Annotated in this window: 18 protein-coding genes; 5 read left to right on the top strand and 13 right to left on the bottom strand. The window is 70.3% G+C overall.

Features of this window, described 5'->3' with window-relative positions:
- Nucleotides 1-21 precede the first annotated feature (21 nt).
- Nucleotides 22-615, bottom strand: a complete 594-nt coding sequence (locus tag ACFXC1_RS19070; protein ID WP_381244104.1) for an HAD family acid phosphatase — start codon at nucleotides 613-615, stop codon at nucleotides 22-24.
- 215 nt (nucleotides 616-830) lie between these two features.
- On the opposite strand from ACFXC1_RS19070, the gene ACFXC1_RS19065 reads away from it, so the two are divergent.
- The gene (locus ACFXC1_RS19065) at nucleotides 831-1,439 is read left to right on the top strand and encodes a flavin reductase family protein (RefSeq protein ID WP_381244101.1); all 609 of its coding nucleotides are present in this window, start codon (nucleotides 831-833) and stop codon (nucleotides 1,437-1,439) included.
- Nucleotides 1,440-1,565: 126 nt separating this feature from the next.
- A complete protein-coding gene (locus ACFXC1_RS19060) occupies nucleotides 1,566-1,859 on the top strand; it encodes an SCO0607 family lipoprotein (protein WP_381244099.1) in 294 nt (97 codons plus the stop codon).
- A gap of 3 nt (nucleotides 1,860-1,862) precedes the next feature.
- Here the strand turns inward: ACFXC1_RS19060 and ACFXC1_RS19055 are convergent, their stop codons facing one another.
- Nucleotides 1,863-3,176 (bottom strand): MFS transporter, encoded by a 1,314-nt coding sequence (locus ACFXC1_RS19055; RefSeq protein WP_381244097.1) that lies wholly within the window; start codon nucleotides 3,174-3,176, stop codon nucleotides 1,863-1,865.
- Nucleotides 3,177-3,260: 84 nt separating this feature from the next.
- Here ACFXC1_RS19055 and ACFXC1_RS19050 point away from each other — a divergent pair, with 84 nt between their 5' ends.
- Complete coding sequence (locus ACFXC1_RS19050) at nucleotides 3,261-4,322, top strand: GlxA family transcriptional regulator (protein ID WP_381244095.1); 1,062 nt, start codon at nucleotides 3,261-3,263, stop codon at nucleotides 4,320-4,322.
- 27 nt (nucleotides 4,323-4,349) lie between these two features.
- Here ACFXC1_RS19050 and ACFXC1_RS19045 read toward each other — a convergent pair whose 3' ends face one another.
- From ACFXC1_RS19045 to ACFXC1_RS19025, 5 genes are all read right to left on the bottom strand, one after another.
- Nucleotides 4,350-5,528, bottom strand: a complete 1,179-nt coding sequence (locus ACFXC1_RS19045) for a lactonase family protein (protein ID WP_381244093.1) — start codon at nucleotides 5,526-5,528, stop codon at nucleotides 4,350-4,352.
- Between the two features lie 251 nt (nucleotides 5,529-5,779).
- On the bottom strand, nucleotides 5,780-7,072 hold the full coding sequence (locus tag ACFXC1_RS19040) for an MFS transporter (protein WP_381244092.1): 1,293 nt from the start codon (nucleotides 7,070-7,072) through the stop codon (nucleotides 5,780-5,782).
- A gap of 101 nt (nucleotides 7,073-7,173) precedes the next feature.
- Complete coding sequence (locus ACFXC1_RS19035; RefSeq protein WP_381244090.1) at nucleotides 7,174-8,223, bottom strand: Zn-dependent alcohol dehydrogenase; 1,050 nt, start codon at nucleotides 8,221-8,223, stop codon at nucleotides 7,174-7,176.
- Nucleotides 8,223-9,371 carry an acyl-CoA dehydrogenase family protein gene (locus ACFXC1_RS19030; RefSeq protein ID WP_381244088.1) on the bottom strand — a complete coding sequence of 383 codons (1,149 nt, stop codon included), beginning with the start codon at nucleotides 9,369-9,371 and terminating at the stop codon, nucleotides 8,223-8,225. The genes ACFXC1_RS19035 and ACFXC1_RS19030 overlap by 1 nt, the downstream gene beginning before the upstream one ends.
- A 109-nt stretch (nucleotides 9,372-9,480) precedes the next feature.
- Nucleotides 9,481-10,392 carry an SDR family NAD(P)-dependent oxidoreductase gene (locus tag ACFXC1_RS19025; RefSeq protein ID WP_381244086.1) on the bottom strand — a complete coding sequence of 304 codons (912 nt, stop codon included), beginning with the start codon at nucleotides 10,390-10,392 and terminating at the stop codon, nucleotides 9,481-9,483.
- 95 nt (nucleotides 10,393-10,487) lie between these two features.
- Between ACFXC1_RS19025 and ACFXC1_RS19020 the strand changes: the two genes are divergently transcribed.
- Nucleotides 10,488-11,435, top strand: coding sequence for a cyclase family protein (locus ACFXC1_RS19020; protein ID WP_381244084.1), 948 nt, complete (start codon nucleotides 10,488-10,490; stop codon nucleotides 11,433-11,435).
- Nucleotides 11,436-11,776: 341 nt separating this feature from the next.
- Here ACFXC1_RS19020 and ACFXC1_RS19015 read toward each other — a convergent pair whose 3' ends face one another.
- The 4 genes from ACFXC1_RS19015 to ACFXC1_RS19000 all read right to left on the bottom strand — a co-directional run bounded on the left by ACFXC1_RS19015 (nucleotide 11,777) and on the right by ACFXC1_RS19000 (nucleotide 16,002).
- Nucleotides 11,777-12,247, bottom strand: a complete 471-nt coding sequence (locus tag ACFXC1_RS19015; protein WP_019075564.1) for an ATP-binding protein — start codon at nucleotides 12,245-12,247, stop codon at nucleotides 11,777-11,779.
- Between the two features lie 509 nt (nucleotides 12,248-12,756).
- Entirely contained in the window at nucleotides 12,757-13,671 is a 915-nt protein-coding gene (locus ACFXC1_RS19010; RefSeq protein ID WP_381244082.1) for an acyl-CoA dehydrogenase family protein, read from the bottom strand.
- 1 nt (nucleotide 13,672) lies between these two features.
- The gene (locus ACFXC1_RS19005) at nucleotides 13,673-14,806 is read right to left on the bottom strand and encodes an acyl-CoA dehydrogenase family protein (RefSeq protein WP_381244080.1); all 1,134 of its coding nucleotides are present in this window, start codon (nucleotides 14,804-14,806) and stop codon (nucleotides 13,673-13,675) included.
- Entirely contained in the window at nucleotides 14,806-16,002 is a 1,197-nt protein-coding gene (locus ACFXC1_RS19000) for an amidohydrolase family protein (RefSeq protein WP_381244078.1), read from the bottom strand. Before ACFXC1_RS19000 ends, ACFXC1_RS19005 begins: the two co-directional genes overlap by 1 nt.
- Nucleotides 16,003-16,088: 86 nt before the next feature.
- Between ACFXC1_RS19000 and ACFXC1_RS18995 the strand changes: the two genes are divergently transcribed.
- Nucleotides 16,089-17,642, top strand: a complete 1,554-nt coding sequence (locus tag ACFXC1_RS18995; protein ID WP_381244076.1) for a class I adenylate-forming enzyme family protein — start codon at nucleotides 16,089-16,091, stop codon at nucleotides 17,640-17,642.
- Here the strand turns inward: ACFXC1_RS18995 and ACFXC1_RS18990 are convergent.
- Nucleotides 17,626-18,138 carry an EF-hand domain-containing protein gene (locus tag ACFXC1_RS18990; protein ID WP_381244074.1) on the bottom strand — a complete coding sequence of 171 codons (513 nt, stop codon included), beginning with the start codon at nucleotides 18,136-18,138 and terminating at the stop codon, nucleotides 17,626-17,628. The two genes, ACFXC1_RS18995 and ACFXC1_RS18990, sit on opposite strands and share 17 nt — an antisense overlap.
- Before the next feature lie 141 nt (nucleotides 18,139-18,279).
- Nucleotides 18,280-18,669, bottom strand: a complete 390-nt coding sequence (locus ACFXC1_RS18985) for an STAS domain-containing protein (protein WP_381244072.1) — start codon at nucleotides 18,667-18,669, stop codon at nucleotides 18,280-18,282.
- Between the last annotated feature and the right edge of the window lie 174 nt (nucleotides 18,670-18,843).

Genomic DNA, 18,843 nt, shown 5'->3' with positions numbered 1-18,843 from the left:
GGGCCAGGCGTACGGCGCTCGTCAGTCCAACAGACCGTCGTAGTCCGGGAGTTTGTACGTCGTGTCGGCGTATCCGCCCGTCAGGTCGGTCGTGTTGTTGCCGATGTTGGCCACGATGTCGTAGCCCTTCGCCTCGATCGCCTTGCGCTGGGAGGTCTTGAAGTCGGCGACGCTCTCGCTCGCGATGTCGATGAGCGTGCGGGTGTAGAGGCCGTCGACGGTGTAGCCGACGTTCGTCAGGTTGTACTTGGTGGCCACGTCGATCAGGTTGGTGCGGGCGCTGACGAAGAAGACGCTGACGCCCTTGGCGTGCGCGTCCTTGGCGAGGGCGAGGACCGGTGCGGTGGCCGGGGTGGGGTAGCCGCCCTCGAAGTAGGACGCCAGCGAGGTGTTGTCGATGTCGAGGACGATCGCCAGTTTGGCGCCCGAGGTGTTGGCGGCGGCGCGGGAGTCGATGTAGGTCTGCGCGGGGCCGGTGACGGCGGCGACGTCGGACAGCCACTGGGCCTCGGTGACGGTCGAGTCGGCGGCCTGCGCGGGCAGGGCGGCGGCGAGCGTCAGGGCCAGGCCTGCCACGGCGGCGACTGCCGTACCGCGTGCGGTGAGACGGTTCATCGGCTGGATGCTCCTCGGGTCACGGCGGCCACCGGCTCCGTACCGGCGGCGGTCGTTGCGCGACTCTGCTACGGGCGGGTGTGCGGGGAGTGACCCGGGGAGGTCCGTGCGGCGACACAACTCCCATGTTCTGACCGGGAGTCTGTGAATGAGCCGTCATCGCACCTTCGCCGCCCTTCCTATCTGATGACCCGTCAGCTTCAATGGGTGGTGTGATGGGACAAGCAGGAGCGGCCGCCGCCGCCGTCCGCTACCTCAGGTCGTCCGGAAGCGCTCCGGCCGCGCAGCCTGTCGAGGCGCTGCCGCGGCCGGAGCTCCGGTGCGTCGCGGACGACGAGCGCGCGCCGGTCGACCACGGTGAATTCCGGCGCGTACTGGGCCACTTCGCGACCGGCGTGACGGTGATCACCGCCCCCGCGGCGGCCGGTGAACCCGGCCCCGCCGGCTTCGCCTGCCAGTCGTTCTCCGCGCTCTCCCTCGACCCGCCGCTCGTCGTCTTCATGGTCGGCCGTACATCCGCGACCTGGCCGCGCATCGCCCGCGCCGGCGTCTTCTGCGTCAACGTACTCGGCGCCCACCAGGGCGAGTTGTGCCGCGGCTTCGCGATCAGCGGCACCGACAAGTTCGCGGGCGTGCCGTACGACGCGTCCCCGGTCTCCGGCTCCCCACGCCTGACCGGCACCGCCGCCTGGATCGACTGCACGATCCACGCGGTGCACACCGGGGGCGACCATCTGATCGTGGTGGGCCGGGTCGACGCGCTCGGGACGGCGGACGACGGGGACGGGGCACCGCTGCTGTTCCACCGGGGCCGGTTCCTCTGATTGCTCCTCAGTTCCCCTGAGTAACCCGCACTCCGATTCTGAGCCCCCGTACTCATGAACGTCCGCCCCTCCTCCGCCAGCCTTGCTCTCATACCGATTCGAGCAACTGACCCGGGGACCCCAACCATGAGCAAGCACACGCGAGTCGCCGTTCTCTCAGCCATCCTCATATCCACCGCCGGACTGCTGTCCGCCTGCTCGTTCTCCGTGGCGGACGCCATGTGCAGCTCGGGCGAGTACCCGGTCCTGGCCGTGGGCAGCACCATGGGCGGCGCCTGCGTGAAGAACGGCGACACCCCGCCGAGCGGCTACACGCGCTACCCGAAGGGGAAGGTGCCGCAGCATGTCGGCGACAAGTGGGACACGTACTGGGAGACCCACACCGTGGACGCGAAGGGCAACGTCACCTCGGCGCCGTAGGCCTCATGCCACCGCGACCGCGCCCATCTTCAGGACCGGCCGCCGCCGGATGACCAGCGCCATCAGCGCCGCCACCGCGCACAGCGCCCCGGACACGTACCAGACCATGTCGTACGACCCGAACGCGTCCCGTGCGACCCCGCCGAGGAAGGCGACGAGTGCCGCGCCGATCTGGTGCGAGGCCAGGACCCAGCCGAAGACGATCGCGCTGTCCTCGCCGTACTGCTCGCGGCACAGGGCGAGGGTCGGGGGGACGGTGGCGACCCAGTCGAGGCCGTAGAAGACGATGAAGAAGAGCATGGGCGGGTGGACCGTCGGGGCCAGCAGCATGGGGAGGAAGAGGAGGGAGATGCCGCGCAGGGCGTAGTAGACGGCGAGCAGGCGGCGGGGTTCGAAGCGGTCGGTGAACCAGCCGGAGGCGATCGTGCCGACGACGTCGAAGACGCCGATCACCGCGAGCAGCGAGGCCGCGGCCGTGATGGGCATGCCGTGGTCGTGGGCGGCGGGCACGAAGTGGGTCTGGATCAGGCCGTTGGTGGAGGCGCCGCAGATCGCGAAGGTGCCGGCCAGCAGCCAGAAGGGGCCGGTGCGGACCGCCTTGAAGAGCACCGAGACCGTGCGGCGGGCCGCGCCCGGAACGGGCTGCGGCTTCGGTACGAATTCCGTCGCGCCGTACGGCTTCGCGCCCACGTCCGCCGGGTGGTCGCGCAGCAGCAGCCACACGAAGGGGACGACGGCGAGGGCCGCGAGGGAGACGGTCACGGCCGCCGGGCGCCAGCTGTGCTCCTCGACTATCCAGGACAGCAGCGGCAGGAAGATCAGCTGGCCGGACGCCGAGGCCGCGGTGAGGATGCCGGTGACCAGGCCCTTGCGTTCGGTGAACCAGCGGTTGGTGACGGTCGCGGCGAAGGCCAGCGCCATCGAACCGCTGCCCAGACCCACCAACAGGCCCCAGCACAGCAGGAGTTGCCAGGGCGCGGTCATCCACACCGTCAGGCCGGAGCCGAGCGCGATCACGGTCAGCGCGACGGCGACGACGCGCCGGATGCCGAAGCGGTCCATCAGCGCCGCCGCGAAGGGGGCCGTCAGTCCGTACAGCGCGAGGTTGATGGAGGCCGCGGCCCCGATCGTCCCGCGTGACCAGCCGAACTCCTGGTGCAGCGGATCGATCAGCAGCCCGGGCAGCGAACGGAAGGCCGCCGCGCCGATGATCGTCACGAAGGTGACGGCCGCGACGAACCAGGCGCGGTGGATGCGGTGCCTTCGGGTGGGCCGGGCCTCGTTCACGACGGTGGTCGGTTCGGTTGTCTGGGTCACGCCATACAGCTTCCGGCCTGCGTCCGATCCGGTCCATTGGCCCGAAGGACAGCATTCATTAGGATCGGGCCATACAATCGGGTCATGGCCACAGTCCCCCCGACCGCCACCGCCACCGACGGTTTCCGCCCGCACCGCGTCGTCGTGCTCGCCCTCGACGGCCTGCTCCCCTTCGAGCTGGGCATCCCGCACCGGATCTTCGGCCGCCCCAGGGACGCCGAGGGGCGGCTGCTCTACGAGGTCGTGACGTGTTCGGTCCGGCCGCCGGGGCCCGTCGACACCGACGCCGACTTCGCCATCCACGTCCCGAACGGCCCGGAGACGCTGGCCACCGCCGACACGGTGATCGTCCCGGCGTCGTACGAACTCGGCCCGGTCTTCGAGGAGGGCGTCCTCACCCCCGAACTCACCGCCGCCTTCGCCCACATCCGCCCCGGCACCCGCCTCGCGTCGATCTGCACGGGCGTCTACGTCCTCGCCGCCGCCGGTCTCCTCGACGGGCGCCCGGCGACCACGCACTGGGCGGAGGCCGAGCGGTTCCAGCAGCTCTTCCCGCGCATCGAGGTGGACGCGGACGTGCTGTTCATCGACGACGGCGACGTGCTGACCTCGGCGGGTGTCGCGGCCGGGATCGATCTGTGCCTGCACATGGTGCGCCGCGACTTCGGCACGGCGGTCGCCAACGACGTGGCCCGCCGCACGGTCGTACCGCCGCACCGCGACGGCGGGCAGGCGCAGTACATCCACCGTCCGGTCCCCGACCCGCAGTTGGCGACCACGACCGCCGCCCGCGCCTGGGCGCTGGGCCGGCTGCACGAGCCGATCCAGCTGCGTGACATGGCGGAGCAGGAGGCGATGTCCGTGCGCACCTTCACCCGCCGCTTCCGCGAGGAGGTCGGGGTCAGCCCCGGCCAGTGGCTCACCCAGCAGCGCGTCGAACGCGCCCGGCACCTCCTGGAGTCCACCGACCTGTCCATCGACCAGGTGGCCACGGACGCGGGCTTCGGCACCGCCCAGTCGATGCGCCAGCATCTGCAGGCGGCGCTCGGGGTCACCCCGACGACCTACCGCCGGACGTTCCGCACCGGCAGCGGTGGCCGGGGCAGCGGGTCCGAGAGTTACGGCGGTGTCGGCGCCGCGCCCTGAACCCGTGCCCCGCGTGTGTCGCCCCCGTCAGCCCGCGACGATGCCCTCCCCGCCGACGGCACCCGGCACCACGACCGAGCCGATCTCGGTGAGCGACCCGTCCTTGCCGACCCGGAACTCGTCCACGATGCCCTTGATACCGGTCTGGACGTAGAGGTAGCGGCCGTCGGAGGAGGCCGCCGCGTCCACCGTGCCGGCGTCGGTGGCCGTGTTGCCCAGCGCGGTCAACTTGCCCTCGGCGCCCACCCGGTAGCCGGACACCGTGCCGCTGGCCGCGTTGGAGACGTACACGTTGCCCGCGGCGGTGACTGCCCAGCAGGTCGCGGTCTGGCCGGTCGCCACCGTGCCCTTTGCGGTCAGTGCGCCGTCACGGGCGATGGCGAAGGTGCCCACCGAGTTCGTCCCGGCCTCCGTCACATGGATCCGTCCGGCGGAGTCGAAGTCGAAGCCGAACGGCACGGCCCCCGGCAGCGAGGTCACCACGGGCCGTGCGGACGGACCGCCGTACCGGCCGACCGGGAAGACGTCGATGCTCTGCCCGGCGGCCTTGGTGGTGACCACGAGCTTCGAGCCGTCGGGCGTGAAGGAGATCTGTCCCACGGCCGAAGCGGTCGCGGCCAGGCCGAGTTCGCGGTGCCAGGAGGGGACCTTGACCAGCCCGTCGCCGGTCCGCACGAAGCCCTGTATCGAACCGCCGCCGAGCGCGTTGGCGACGTAGACCCGGTCGCCGTGGAAGGTGACACCGACCGGGAACTGCCCGCCGCTGGAGATCTCCTGGACGCGGCGCAACCGGGTGCCGTGCACGGCGAAGACGGTCACGGTGTCGCTGCCCGCGTTGACGGCGTAGAGCAGCTGGTGGTGCCGGTCGTAGGCGAGCGACCCCTGCGAGGCCAGGTGGTCGGCGACGGTGCCGGGCAGTACGCCGCCCTTGCCCCCGGTGCGGTAGACGCCCTTCTGGCCGAGGGTGCCGTCGGCGGCGCGCTCATAGGCGACCACGGAGTTGGCAGTCGTGTCGTCGGTCTGGACGAAGACGGTCGAACTGCCGTGGTGGGCGCGGGAGTCGGAGCCGCGGTGCGCGTCGGCGGCGGTGGCGGCGGGAGCGGCGAAGAGGGCCGCGGCGGCGAGCGCGAGGGCGCCCGTACCCGCCGTGCGGGCGATCCGGACGGTGCGGGAGGTGCGGGAGGCGCGGGCCTTGGCGAGAGCCATGTATGGGTACTCCTCTTGCGGAAACGCGGAAACGCGGAAATGCGGAAGCTTGCGGAAAACGGAACGCGGGACAGGGGCCGGCGGAGCGACTCGCGCTCACTGCCGGACGGCTGCAACGCTAGCCCGCGAGCGCAGTGCATAAGCGGACAAAAGTCACGCCAAGGTCCGACGTCCGAGCTTCGTAAGAATCACCGCCGACTCCGCCGACTCGCGTCGCGAACGCCGCCAACTCCCCTTCGTGACGCGAGACTTCACAGACCGAGCGGTCTGGCCCGGTCCCCGCCGTCGGCCACCGTCCCGCCGTCGGCACCCCCATCCGCCACGGCGACATCGGCGCCCGCCGACACCCGGGCCGCCCCCGCTCCCCGGCCCGCGCGCCGCACCTCGCCCCACCACCCGGTCACGGTCAGCAGCGCGGTGAGGCCCACCCCCGCCAGGATCGCCGTCGACGGCGCCGTCACCTGGAGCAGCGCCCCGGCCAGCGACCCCGTCGCCGCGTAACCCGCCCCCGCCGCCGCGTACATGACCGAGTAACCGGCGGCCAGGGCGCCGGGCGGCAGCACCTCGCGCAGGGACAGATTGCGGGTGATCATCGCGCCCGACTGGAGCGTGCCGCCCACGACGAGCGCGACCGCGATCCCGGGTGTGCTCGGTATCAGCGCGGCGAGCGTCACACAGGCCGAGGTCCCGGCCGTCAGCACCAGGCTGCGGGTGCGCAGCAGTCCCGGCCAGCCGCGCAGGCCGTAGAGGAAGGCACCGAGGCCGCCGCCCACCGCCATCCCGGCCAGCAGCGGACCGGACCAGCCGACACCGATGCCGCGCTGTTCGAGGAGGGCGGGCAGCACGAGTTCGGACAGTCCGAGCAGGGTCAGGCTCGCCGCGCCCGTGACATAGACCGGCCAGGCACCGACCAGCACCCGGAGCAGCGGTGCACCGGTCCCGCCTGCCTCGTCCTTGCCCTCCGTACCGCCCGCGCCCCACCCCGCCGGCAGCAGCCACAACCCCCCGGCCGAGGACGCCATCAGACCGGCCGCGAGCAGCAGCGGAACGCGCGGCGCGACACCGAGCGCCAGACCGGCCACGGCGGCCGGGGAGAGCGCCCAGACCCCCGCCGTGAGTATCGACTCGACGGACAGCGCCTGTGCCACGGACCGCTCCGGCACCAGAGAGCCGAGCAGGGTGCGCAGCGCTCCGGTCGCGGCGGACGGGGCGGCCCCGGCGAGACACGCGAACCCGGCGAGGACGACGGGATGCGCGCCGGGGAACACCCCGAGCCCCAGAAATCCCGCCGCGCCGAGCCCGAGCCCGACCGCGAGCTGCCGCCGGGCCCGCTCGGGCCGCAGCCGCATCCCGAGCACCGGGGCGCCGACAATCTCCCCGAGGACGTACGCCGCCGCGATGATCGCGCCCAGCGAGTAGCCCCCGGGCCGCTCGCGCACCAGGAAGACCAGGGCGAGCGGGGCCATGGCCACGGGCATACGGGCGCCGACGGCGGTGCAGGCCCAGGTCAGGACCTGTCGGGAGACAACGTCGCGGTAGGTCATGGCAGCACGCTACGGGCCGTCACCGACAACACCCCACGGGATTTTCCCCAGCTGTGGACAACTCCCGTCATGCCACCGTCAGGCGGCGGTCCGTACGGTCGTCAGAACGTCAGTACCCCCCGCGCGACCCGCCCCGCCTCCAGGTCCCCCACCGCCTTCTCGAAGTCCTCCACCGGATACGTCCTGGTGACCAACTCGTCGAGCAGCAGCCGCCCTTGACGGTAGAACTGGGTGTACAGCGGGATGTCCCGCTGGGGTCGTGACGATCCATACCGGCAGCCGAGGATCGACTTGTCCAGGAACATCGACGAGACGAGGAAGGACGCCTCCGCCGTCGCCGGTGCCGTGCCGAGCAGGATCGCCTGGCCGTGGCGGTCGAGGAGGTCGACGGCCTGCCGGACCAGTTCGACCCGCCCGACGCACTCGAAGGCGTGGTCCGCCCCCGTGGGCAGCAGGTCCCGCACCCCTTCCGTGGACTTCAGGAAATCGGTCGCGCCGAACTTCCGCGCCGCCTCCTCCTTCGCCGGGTTCGCGTCGACCGCGACGATCCGCGACGCCCCCGCGATCCGCGCCCCTTGAATGACATTGAGCCCGATCCCCCCGGTCCCGATGACGACGACACTCTCCCCCTGACCGACCCGCGCCCGGTTCAGCACGGCGCCGACCCCGGTCAGCACCCCGCACCCGATGAGCGCGGCGGACGGCATCGGAATGTCCTCGGGTATCCGCACGGCCTGCACGGCTTTCACCACGGTCCGTTCGGCGAAGGCGGAGTTGGAGGCGAACTGGTAGACCGGCTGCCCGCCCCGCGTGAACGGCTTCCCCGGCCGCCCGATGGCCTGCCGGCACATGGTCGGCCGCCCCCGGTCGCACTCGGCGCAGGTCCCGCAGTTGGCGAGCGTGGACAGGGCCACGTGATCTCCGGGCGCCACATGGGTGACGCCTACACCCACGGCCTCCACCACCCCCGCCCCCTCATGCCCCAACACCACAGGAACGGGAAAAGGTATGGTCCCGTCCACCACGGACAGATCGCTGTGACACAACCCGGCCGCGGAAATGGCGACCAGTACTTCCCCCGCCCCCGGCTCCCGCACCTCCAAATCGTCCACGACCTGGATCTGCTTGCCGTCGAAGACCACACCGCGCATCAGACGACCCCCTTGGGTTCCCTGGGCAGACCGAGCACCCGCTCGGCGATGATCGTGCGCTGAACCTGGTCCGAGCCGCCGTAGATCGTGTCGGCCCGCGAAAAGAGGAACAGGTGCTGAAACACGTCGAGTTCGTACGACACACTCGGCGACCAGTCCACCGGCCCCACCGCAGCCGCGGCCCCCCGCACCGACATCGCCAGCTCCCCGAGCCGCTGATGCCACCCGCCCCACAACAGCTTGGCCACACTCGGCGCCCCGGCGTCCCCGGCCCGCCCCAGCGTCCGCAGGGCGTTCCACCGCATGGTCCGCAACTCGGCCCACTGCCGCACGAGTCGATCACGTAGGACAGGATCGAGCACGGCACCCGAAGCGACAGCGGCCTCGACAACCCGCCCCAACTCCCGGGCGAACCCGACCTGTTGGGCCAGCGTCGACACCCCCCGCTCAAACCCGAGCAGATTCATGGCAACGCCCCAGCCCCCGCCCTCACCCCCCACAAGATGCTCGCCCCGCGCCAACGCCCCGTCGAAGAACACCTCGTTGAACTCACTGGTCCCGGTCAACTGCCGTATCGGCCGCACCTCGATACGCCCCGGCTGATCCATGGGCACCAGCAGAAAACTCAGCCCGTGATGCCGCCGCGACCCCTCCTCGGTGCGCGCCAGCACAAAACACCAGTCGGCCTCATGCGCGAGCGAGGTCCAGATCTTCTGCCCACTGATCCGATACCCGTCCCCCTCCCGCACGGCCACGGTCCGCACCCCGGCCAGATCGGACCCCGCCCCCGGCTCGCTGTACCCCTGACACCACAACTCGTCCCCGGCGGCAATGGCAGGCAGGAAACGGGACTTCTGCGCGTCGGTGCCGTGTGCGATGAGGGTGGGAGCGAGCAGGTTCTCGCCTATGTGCCCGGACCGAGGGGGTGCGGCCGATCGAGCGTATTCCTCGGCCCAGGCGACCTGTTGGGTGAGAGTGGCGCTGCGATTCCCGTATCCGGATTCGGACCAACCCAGCCCTATCCAGCCGCTTTTGCCGAGAGTGCGTTCCCAAGTTCGACGGTCCTGACCGGCTTCGGCATGCTCAAGGAGCCAGCCCCGAGCCTCAGCCCGAAACCCCTCATCCGCGTCAGTGAATCCAAAATCCACAGGGCTCCCCTATCAACACCGTCAAGTCCACCCACCCAAGGGGCGCGGGGAACTGCGCGACCAGCCCCAACGCACCCGCACCCGCCACACAACGCACCGCCCCACCCCATTAGGCGTTAGGTCGACTCCCTTCCCGCGCAGCCCTCTCCATCTCCTGCAACCGAGCCAGCATCGGCATCGGATCCACCCCCACAGACCCCGGCAGAAACTCCGCGATCTTCTCAGCCGTCCAACCGCCGGAGGCATACGCAGCCCGCAACTCCCGAGGCTGCGCCCACACCGCGATCTTCGGCCCCGCAACGGTGTAAACCTGCCCGGTGATCCCCACCTCCCGAGCAGAATCCGACAGCAAATACACCACCAACGCGGCAACATCCTCCGCCGACCCGATCTCCGCCAACTCCATGGGGACGTTCGCCGACATCCGCGTACGAGCAACAGGCGCCACCGCATTGGCAGTCACCCCGTACTTGTTCAGCCCCAGCGCAGCGCTCCGCACCAGCGAGATGATCCCGCCCTTCGCCGCGCTGTAGTTGGCCTGCGAAACCGACCCTTGATGATTCCCACTGGTGAACCCGATCAAGGTCCCGCCCCGCTGCTTCCGCATGACGGCCGACGCCGCCCGGAAAACAGTGAACGTCCCCTTCAAATGCGTGGCGAGAACGGGATCCCACTCCTCCTCGGACATGTTGAAGAGCATCCGCTCCCGCAGAATCCCGGCAACACACACCACACCGTCGAGGCGCCCGTACGAGGACAGCGCGACGTCAACAACCCGCTGCCCGCCCGCCATCGTGGAAATGTCGTCGGCGACGGCGACGGCCTCGCCCCCCGCCGCCTCGATCTCCTTGACGACCCCTTCGGCGATCTCGCTCGTAGGCGACGCGCCGTCCATCGAGACGCCGTAGTCGTTGACGACGACCCGCGCCCCCTCGGTGGCGGCCGCGAGCGCGACGGCCCGCCCGATGCCCCGGCCCGCGCCCGTGACGGCGACGACCTTGCCTGCCAAGAAGTTCCCCATGTCCGGCCCCTCCCGCAGTTTCTGACGGTCCGTTAGATTCGACTCAGATTCTACGACCCGTCAGATGCCTGAGGACAAGCCCCGGGGAGGCCCCGATGTCACTGCCGACGTCACCGCCGTCACTTGGTCCGGAGTTCCACGACATCGCCAAGCGCGTGAACAACTGGGGCCGTTGGGGACCGGACGACGAGATCGGCACGCTGAACCTGATCACCGACGAGGTGGTCCGCGAGGCGGCCGCCGAGATCCGGACCGGCCGCCGCGTCCCGCTCGCCCTCCCCCTCCAACACGACGGCGTCCAGACGGGGATGATCCCGGGCCGGGTCAACCCGCTGCACGCGATGGTGCAGATAAACCAGGAGCTCTTCGGCCCGGGGACGGTGGCGTGCAGCGACGACGCCGTGACGATGGGGCTGCAGGCGGGCACCCACTGGGACGCGCTGACCCATGTCTCGCACTCGGGGAAGCTCTACAACGGCCGCCCGGCCGGCACCGTGACCCCGCACGGGGGCGCCGAGTTCAGCGGGATCGACAAGGCGCGGCACATCGTCTCGCGCGGGGTGCTGCTGGACGTGGCACGCGCGCGTGGCGTCGACCGTCTCGAAGGCGGGCACGCGGTGACCCCGGAGGACCTGGAGGCCGCCGAGCAGTTCGCCGGCGCCCAGGTCCGCGCGGGCGACATCGTGCTCGTACGGACCGGCCAGGTGCAGGTGTATCTGGCCGGCGACAAGCACGGTTACGGCTACCCCTCGCCCGGTCTCTCGATCCGTACGCCGGAGTGGTTCCACGCGCGGGATGTCGCTGCGGTCGCCAACGACACCCTCACGTTCGAGATATTTCCGCCGGAGATCGAGGACTTGTGGCTGCCGGTGCACGCGCTCGACCTGGTCGAGATGGGGATGCTGCAAGGGCAGAACTGGAATCTCGAAGAGTTGTCCACAGCTTGTGGACAAGAGAACCGCTTCACGTTCTTCCTGTCGGCGATGCCCGAACCTTTCGTGGGCGCGACGGGAACCCCGGTGGCCCCGATCGCCATCCTCTGAGGCAGTCCGGTTTTGACGAGGGCCGGGCTTACGGTCGGATGGCGGCGCGCTGCTGCCCGCCCCGAGCACGGCACCGCGCTGCCGCCATCCGACTCCGGCGCACCCGTCCCGGCCCCCGGCCCCGAGGGAACCCACGCCGAACACGACCCACACTCGCCGAGGGCTCCCGTCACCGAAGCCCTCGTCGTCCCCTCGCGGCGAATCGCTGCCCACAAGCGTGACCAAACGGTCACGTCGCGTCAACGCCCATCCGGGGATTTGTTCCTTAAGCACCACTTTGTCGCAGGGCGCGCACGGAAGCACGGCCCGGCGCATCTCCGCCGGGCACTTGCAGACAGCACCTACACGGCTTCGTACGCGAAGCCCTCGAAGCCCCCGTACGCCGTGACACCGCCCCCGAACGCGGCGGCCGCGTCCCGGGGTTGGCTGCCCCGGTCCAGCTCGCACCAGATGCGCTTGCCGGTGCCCTCGGCGCTCCAGCCCCAGCGGTCGGCGAGGCCGTCCACCAGCGCCAGTCCCCGACCGCCGGTCTCGTCACCGTCCGCGCAACGCGGCACGGGAGCCGTACAGCTGGTGTCTGCGACCTCAAGGCGGACCGTGGCCGACTCGTCCGCCTCGTCCGGCAGGGAGAGCCGCAGCACGGCCGGACAACCGGTGTGCACCACCGCGTTGGTGACGAGCTCGGAGACCAGCAGGATCAGCGTCTCCGCGAGCGGTTCGTCTGCTTCTATCCCGGACCCGGCGAGCCGGGAGCGCGCCCATCTCCTGGCCCGCCCCACCTCTGCGGGGTCGGGCCGGATCTCCAGCTGCACTTGAAGCACCTGCACCGCTCACACCATCCGAACCGGCGGACACATAGCCTCGCGCCTCACGAGGGCCACGATCGTAGCCATTTTCTGCATGGCCAGAACAACGACCGGAGCCAGGGTCACGGAACGTGAATCCCTTGCGAGACAGCATGATTGACGTTCCGTCACCCCAACAAGCGCTTCGGGCATATTCCAGCGCGAAGGAGTACGCGTGCGGGATACTGTGCGACGCTCATCGCGGGGAGTCGAACAGGCAGGGGTGAAAGCCCGTTCTGCCATACGAACTGCGGAGCGCACCGCCCGATCCGGAGCCGCCCCACAGGCAACACCGGCATGGCTCGTACCTTGAACCACTCGCATCCCACACAAGGTACCGGAGCCCCGGGGCGACTCCGGGCCGTGACGAGTCACGCCTGGGACACAACCCGATATCAACGCTGTGTGATTCCTGTGTGCCACGATCCGCGACACCGTTGTCGGAGCCGTTCCGGTCCCCGCAGGCAGGCGCCCCATCACACCGCTCCGCCCACCAGATCGGCCGCGAGCAGCTCCTCACTCTCCGTGTTCCCGCCACCACGCTGGGCCCGCACCCACGCCCGTTTCAAGTGCAGATGCACCTCGGACTCCCAGGTGAAGCCCATCCCGCCATGCACCTGCAGACAGTCCCGTGCCCCGCGCACGGCCGCCTCGTCGGCCAGCAGCCGGGCCGCCGCGATGTCCACCGGATCCCCGGTCACGGCCGCCGCGTACACCGCGGCCCGCGCCACCTCCACCCGCACCAGCGACCCCGCGCACAGCTGCTTCACGGCCTGGAACGCCCCGATCGGCTGCCCGAACTGCTCCCGCGTCCGGGCGTGTTGCACCGCGAGCCCACACACCCGCCCAGCGGTACCAAGCTGCTCGGCAGCGGTGAGCAGCACGGCCACCGGATCGACGCGCGCCGGCGCCGGCACCCGATGCACCGGCGTCAACGGATCCACCGACCGCAGTGCTACGGCCCCCTCGGCCCCCGGCAACACGACATCGGCCTCGTCCAGCCACTCCACGAGCCGGCCGTCGGCAGCGGCGACCACGGTCTCCCCGGTGGCGGCCCCCGGAACCACCCCGGCAGCAAGATGCGTGGCGACCAACGGCCCCGGCACCAAGGCCGCCCCGACCTCTTCGAACGCCAACACGGCTTCGGGCAGCCCGAGTCCGGCTCCGCCGTCGGCTTCGGACAGTCGCAGGGAGAACAGCCCAAGGTCACCGAGGGCCCGCCACAAACCCCGGTCCAGCCGAGGAGCTTCCAGGGGCGCGGGGCTGTATACATCAGCGGCTCCGCCGCGGGGCGCGACCAGCCCCAACGCACCTGCACCCGACCACCGACCGACCACATCCCGCACAGCAGCCCGCAACGCCCTTTGATCATCCGTGAGTTGAAAACGCATGTCAGCGACCCTTCGGCAGCCCAAGAATCCGCTCGGCCACGATGTTCTGCTGAATCTGCGAGGTCCCCGCAGCGATCGTGTACGACAGCGACGACAGCCGATCAAGCACCCAAGCCCGCTCCAGATCCAGCGACTCCACCCCCAGCACCTCCGCCGCCACGTCATACAACTCCTGACGGGCGTGCGAGTACCGGAGTTTGAAGACCGACCCGCCCACGCCCGGAACGCCGCCGGAGGCCTCCGCCTCACTCACGTTCCACTGGGTGAGCCGCCACAAGGCGCGGAACTCCGCGTTCAACCGCCCCAGTTGCCGTCGGAGCACGGGATCGTCCCACCGCCCGTTCCGCCGCGCCTCGACAGCGAGTTCACCCAACACCCGCCGACAGGCGACGACCTCCCCCACGAAGGCCGTCCCGCGCTCGAAGGACAGCGTCACCATCGTCACGCGCCAGCCGTCGTTCTCGTCGCCCACCCGGTTGCCGACAGGCACCCGCACCTCGTCGAGGAACACCTCGGCGAACTCGGCGGACCCGGCGAGCGTCCGCAGCGGCCGTACGGTGATGCCCGCCGCGTCCATCGGCATCGCGAGCCAGCTGATCCCCCGATGCTTCGGCGCCGCAGGATCCGTCCGCACCAACAGCTCGCACCAGTCGGCGACTTCGGCGTGCGAGGTCCAGATCTTGGAACCGGTCACCACGTAGTCGTCGCCGTCCCGCCACGCGCGCGTGCGCAACGACGCGAGGTCGGAACCGGCCTCGGGTTCGCTGAACCCCTGGCACCACACCTCGTCGCCGCGCAGCACGGGCGGCAGCCACCGCTCCCGCTGCTCGGCCGTGCCCTCGGCGGCGATCGTCGGGCCAGCGTGCAGCAGCCCCACGAAGTTGGCCCCTACGTAGGGCGCGCCCGCCTCCTCCGTCTCCTCCAGGAAGATCAGGCGGGTGGTCGGGGACGCGTCCCAGTGCACATCGCCGTACCCGGCGTCGTACAACATCCGCTGCCAGCCGAGGTCGTAGGCGCGCCTGCCCGGCCAGTCGTCCGGGGACGGCTTCGCGGGCAGGGTGGGGAGCACCTTGGCGAGCCACTCCCGCAAGCGGGCCCGGTACTCGTCCTCCTCGGCCGTGTACGAGAGGTCCATTACCGGTCGAGGTCCAGGCCCAGCATGCGGATCGCGTTGCCCCGCATGAGCTTGTAGATCGTCTCCTCGTCGAGGCCCTTGACGTGGTCCAGGGCGACTTCCTTGGTGTGCGGGAAGGTCGAGTCGACGTGCGGGTAGTCGGTCTCGAAGGTCGCGTTGTCCCGCCCCACGACGTCCAGCGAGGCGACCCCGTGCTTGTCGCGGAAGAAGCAGCAGAACATCTGGCGGTAGTAGTACGTGGAGGGCGGGTCCGGGATGAGGTCGCGGACCCCGCCCCACGCGCGGTGCTCTTCCCACACGTCGTCGGCGCGCTCCAGGGCGTACGGGATCCAGCCCATCTGCCCTTCGCTGTAGGCGAGTTTGAGGGTCGGGAACTTCACCAGGACGCCGCTGAAGAGGAAGTCCATCATCGAGGCCATGGCGTTGTTGAAGGAGAGGGAGGCCTGTACGGCGGGGGGTGCGTCCGGGGAGGCGGCGGGCATCTGGGAGCTGCTGCCGATGTGCATGTTGACGACCGTGCCGGTCTCCTGGCAGACGGCGAAGAAAGGGTCCCAGTAGCCGGAGTGGATGGACGGCAGCCCGAGGTAGGTCGGGATCTCGGAGAAGGTGACCGCGCGGACCCCGCGTGCCGCGTTGCGCCGGATCTCCTCGACCGCCGACTCGACGTCCCACAAAGGGATCAGGCAGAGCGGGATGAGCCGGCCGCCGCTGTCGCCGCACCACTCCTCGACCATCCAGTCGTTGTAGGCGCGCACGCAGGCGAGCGCGACCTCCTTGTCGTGCGCCTCGGCGAAGGTCTGGCCGCAGAAGCGCGGGAAGGTCGGGAAGCAGAGCGAGCCCTCGACATGGTTGAGGTCCATGTCCGCGAGCCGCGCCTTGGGGTCCCAGCAGCCGCGGCGCATCTGTTCGCGGGTGATGCCCTCCAGGGTCATCTCGTCGCGGTCGAAGCCGACGGCGGCGATGTTGCGCTTGTACGGGAACTTGAGGTCCTCGTAGATCCACCAGTCGGTGGGCGGGCCGTCCGGGTCCATCGTGATCTGGTATTTGCCCGCCACGTAGGCGAGTTCGCCGATTCCGGCGGTGAGGGGCTGGGGGCCGCGTTCGCGGTACTTCGCCGGCAGCCAGGTCTCGAAGAGGTGCGCGGGTTCGATCACGTGGTCGTCGACGCTGATGATGCGGGGCAGTTCGGTGGTCATGGGTTCCCCTCCGCCGGACGGTACTTATCTGATGACCCGTCAGATAGCATGTCACCTGACGAGTCGTCAGCCAAGGAGGGGGCACCATGAACGAGACGCCGCACTCCCTGAGTTCCGCCCCCACGCTCTGGGAACTGGTCGTCCGCCGCGCCGACTTGACCCCCGACCGGCCCGTTTTCCTCCAGGACGACCGCGCCCTGACCTTCGGCGGGTTGCGGGACCGGGCCGAGCGGGTCGCGGCGGGCCTGTACGGCATGGGCGTGCGCCCCGGCACGGTCGTCGCCTGGCAGCTGCCCACCCGGATCGAGACCGCCCTGCTCTCCTTCGCGCTGGCCCGCCTGGGCGCCGTACAGACGCCGGTGATCCCCTTCTACCGCGAGCGCGAAGTCGGCTTCGCGCTGCGGGAGTCGAAGGCCGAGTACTTCGCCGTACCCGGCACCTGGCGCGGTTTCGACCACACGGAGATGGCACGGCGGCTCGGCGCGCGGGGGATCTTCGAGGCGTACGACGACGCCCGACTCCCGGACGGAGAGCCGTCGTTGCTCCCGCCTCCGCCCGCCGACGGCACTTCCGTCCGCTGGATCTACTGGACCTCCGGCACGACCTCCGACCCCAAGGGCGTGCTGCACACTGACCGTTCGCTGATCGCGGGCGGCTCGTGCCTCGCGCACGCGCTGCGGCTGACGGCGGACGACGTGGGCTCGATGGCCTTCCCGTACGCGCACATCGCGGGGCCCGACTACACGGTGATGCTGCTGCTCTACGGCTTCCCGGCGGTGATGTTCGAGCAGTTCGCGCTGCCGGACGCCCTGGAGGGGTACCGCAAGCACGGGGTGACGGTGGCCGGCGGCTCAACCGCCTTCTATTCCATGTTCCTTGCCGAGCAGCGCAAGCAGCCAGGGACGAAGGTCATTCCCTCGCTACGGCTGCTCGCCGGCGGCGGGGCGCCCAAGCCGCCGGAGGTCTACCACTCCGTCGTACGGGAGATGGGGGTCCAGCTCACCCACGGCTACGGCATGACCGAGGTGCCGATGATCACCATGGGCGACCCGGAGGACACGACCGAGAACCTCGCCACGACCGAGGGACGGCCGCCCGAGGGGATGGAGATACGGATCGCCGAAGGCGGGGAGGTGCGGCTGCGCGGGGAGGCCGTCTGCCAGGGGTACTTGGACCCGGCGCAGACGGCCGAGGCCTTCGACGCGGACGGGTTTCTGCGCACCGGTGACCTCGGGACCGTGACCGACAGCGGGCATCTGATCCTCACCGGGCGGCTCAAGGACGTGATCATCCGCAAGGGGGAGAACATCTCCGCGAAGGAGATCGAGGATCTGCTCGCCGCGCATCCGGACATCGGTGACGTGGCCGTCGTGGGGCTGCCGGACGCGGAGCGCGGGGAGCGGGTGTGCGCGGTGGTCGAACAGCCGCCGGGCACCGGGGAGTTGACCTTGTCGGCGGTGACGGACTATCTGCGCGCGGAAGGGCTGTCCGTGCACAAGCTGCCGGAGCAGCTGGAGATCGTGGACGCCCTTCCGCGCAACGAGACACTGCGCAAAGTGCTCAAGTACAAGCTGCGGGAGCGCTATTCGGATCCCAGGACCGATCCCAGGACGAATCCCGGGACTATTCCGGGACGGTGAAGTAGCGGGCGAAGGCGGAGACGATCTCCGCCTCGCCGACCTTGCCGTCGCTGTCCGTGTCGAGGGCGTCGGCGGCCATGGCGGCGACGTCGTCGGGCACCCCGAGGGCCTTGAGGACGCGCACCGTGTCGGCGATGGTGGCCGAGCCGTCGCCGTCCGGGTCCGCGACGTCGAGGGCCGCGTGCAGGAAGGGGCGGCCGATCTCGGCGAAGCGCTCCGGGTTGTCGCGCAGCCGCTTGACCGCGCCGCCCACGAACTCCTCCCGGCTGACCCGCTGGTCGCCATCCCGGTCCGCGATGCCCGCCATGCCCTGCCAGAACGCCTCCGCGCCGATGTACAGGGCCTGGCCCTTGTCGGAGCGGGCCGCCGTACCGAACTCCGCGAGCAGCGCCTTGGCCGCCGAGTTGAAGTCCTCGCGGTCGATGAAGCCGTTGCCGTCCTGGTCGAAGGTGGCGAACCGGGCGGCGATGCGTCGCTCGTACTCGGTGCTGACCATGTCTTTCGGGCCGCCTTACTCATGTGGGGGTGCACTTGGCTGGAGCGTACGACGCCCGGGCGGGTCCGGGAGCCGAAAACGTCGCTTGTACCAAGACCGGGGAAATTCCGAAACAACGGCGTCACCCCGGAAACCGACGTGTCACGCCGAGAGGGGGTCCGCCTCTTCCTCGGGGCCCTCTTCTGTGGCGGTCATCACATCGGGGTAGACGTCGAAGAGGCGGCGCACTCCGAGGGCGCCGAGCACCCGGTTGACGTGCGAGCCGTCGACGGCGCCCTGGGCCGGCAGGATCAGCCGCAGATGCCCCTGGCAGGAGCGGATCAGCCGGCGGGCGGCGATCAGGACCCCGACGCCGCTCGAGTCGCAGAACAGCACCTCGGAGAGGTCCACGACCAGGCTGTGGTGACCGTCCGCCACCACGTCGTGCACCCGCTGGCGCAGCACCGGCGAGGTCACCAGGTCCAGTTCGCCGGACACGAGGAGCACGGACCAGCCGCCGCGCTCGCCGTCGTTCACTTTGAAGGCCACCATCGCGCCTTTCGCTAGCCGGAACTCCCGGAGACCGTCCGGAAACGGAAGCCGTACCTACGCTTCCTTGCAGCGCGGCTGCCCAGCGGCCGTTCCCTGAAACACGGGGACAGAAACGGAAACCGGTCCGAAGAGGCTTGTTTTAGTCGCCTTCGATCCTGTTCGATCAGTTGTGGA

This window comes from Streptomyces hokutonensis, from assembly GCF_042751305.1.
Lineage (GTDB): Bacteria > Actinomycetota > Actinomycetes > Streptomycetales > Streptomycetaceae > Streptomyces > Streptomyces hokutonensis_A.
This window is presented reverse-complemented; position numbering and strand designations above follow the sequence as displayed.

Excerpts from the sequence above, each read along its gene's own strand:
- ACFXC1_RS19070 (WP_381244104.1), bottom strand. The coding sequence starts at position 615 with ATGAACCGTCTCACCGCACGCGGTACGGCAGTCGCCGCCGTGGCAGGC.
- ACFXC1_RS19065 (WP_381244101.1), top strand. The coding sequence starts at position 831 with ATGGGACAAGCAGGAGCGGCCGCCGCCGCCGTCCGCTACCTCAGGTCG.
- ACFXC1_RS19060 (WP_381244099.1), top strand. The coding sequence starts at position 1,566 with ATGAGCAAGCACACGCGAGTCGCCGTTCTCTCAGCCATCCTCATATCC.
- ACFXC1_RS19050 (WP_381244095.1), top strand. The coding sequence starts at position 3,261 with ATGGCCACAGTCCCCCCGACCGCCACCGCCACCGACGGTTTCCGCCCG.
- ACFXC1_RS19045 (WP_381244093.1), bottom strand. The coding sequence starts at position 5,528 with ATGGCTCTCGCCAAGGCCCGCGCCTCCCGCACCTCCCGCACCGTCCGG.
- ACFXC1_RS19040 (WP_381244092.1), bottom strand. The coding sequence starts at position 7,072 with ATGACCTACCGCGACGTTGTCTCCCGACAGGTCCTGACCTGGGCCTGC.
- ACFXC1_RS19035 (WP_381244090.1), bottom strand. The coding sequence starts at position 8,223 with ATGCGCGGTGTGGTCTTCGACGGCAAGCAGATCCAGGTCGTGGACGAT.
- ACFXC1_RS19025 (WP_381244086.1), bottom strand. The coding sequence starts at position 10,392 with ATGGGGAACTTCTTGGCAGGCAAGGTCGTCGCCGTCACGGGCGCGGGC.
- ACFXC1_RS19020 (WP_381244084.1), top strand. The coding sequence starts at position 10,488 with ATGTCACTGCCGACGTCACCGCCGTCACTTGGTCCGGAGTTCCACGAC.
- ACFXC1_RS19010 (WP_381244082.1), bottom strand. The coding sequence starts at position 13,671 with ATGCGTTTTCAACTCACGGATGATCAAAGGGCGTTGCGGGCTGCTGTG.
- ACFXC1_RS19005 (WP_381244080.1), bottom strand. The coding sequence starts at position 14,806 with ATGGACCTCTCGTACACGGCCGAGGAGGACGAGTACCGGGCCCGCTTG.
- ACFXC1_RS19000 (WP_381244078.1), bottom strand. The coding sequence starts at position 16,002 with ATGACCACCGAACTGCCCCGCATCATCAGCGTCGACGACCACGTGATC.
- ACFXC1_RS18995 (WP_381244076.1), top strand. The coding sequence starts at position 16,089 with ATGAACGAGACGCCGCACTCCCTGAGTTCCGCCCCCACGCTCTGGGAA.
- ACFXC1_RS18990 (WP_381244074.1), bottom strand. The coding sequence starts at position 18,138 with ATGGTCAGCACCGAGTACGAGCGACGCATCGCCGCCCGGTTCGCCACC.
- ACFXC1_RS18985 (WP_381244072.1), bottom strand. The coding sequence starts at position 18,669 with ATGGTGGCCTTCAAAGTGAACGACGGCGAGCGCGGCGGCTGGTCCGTG.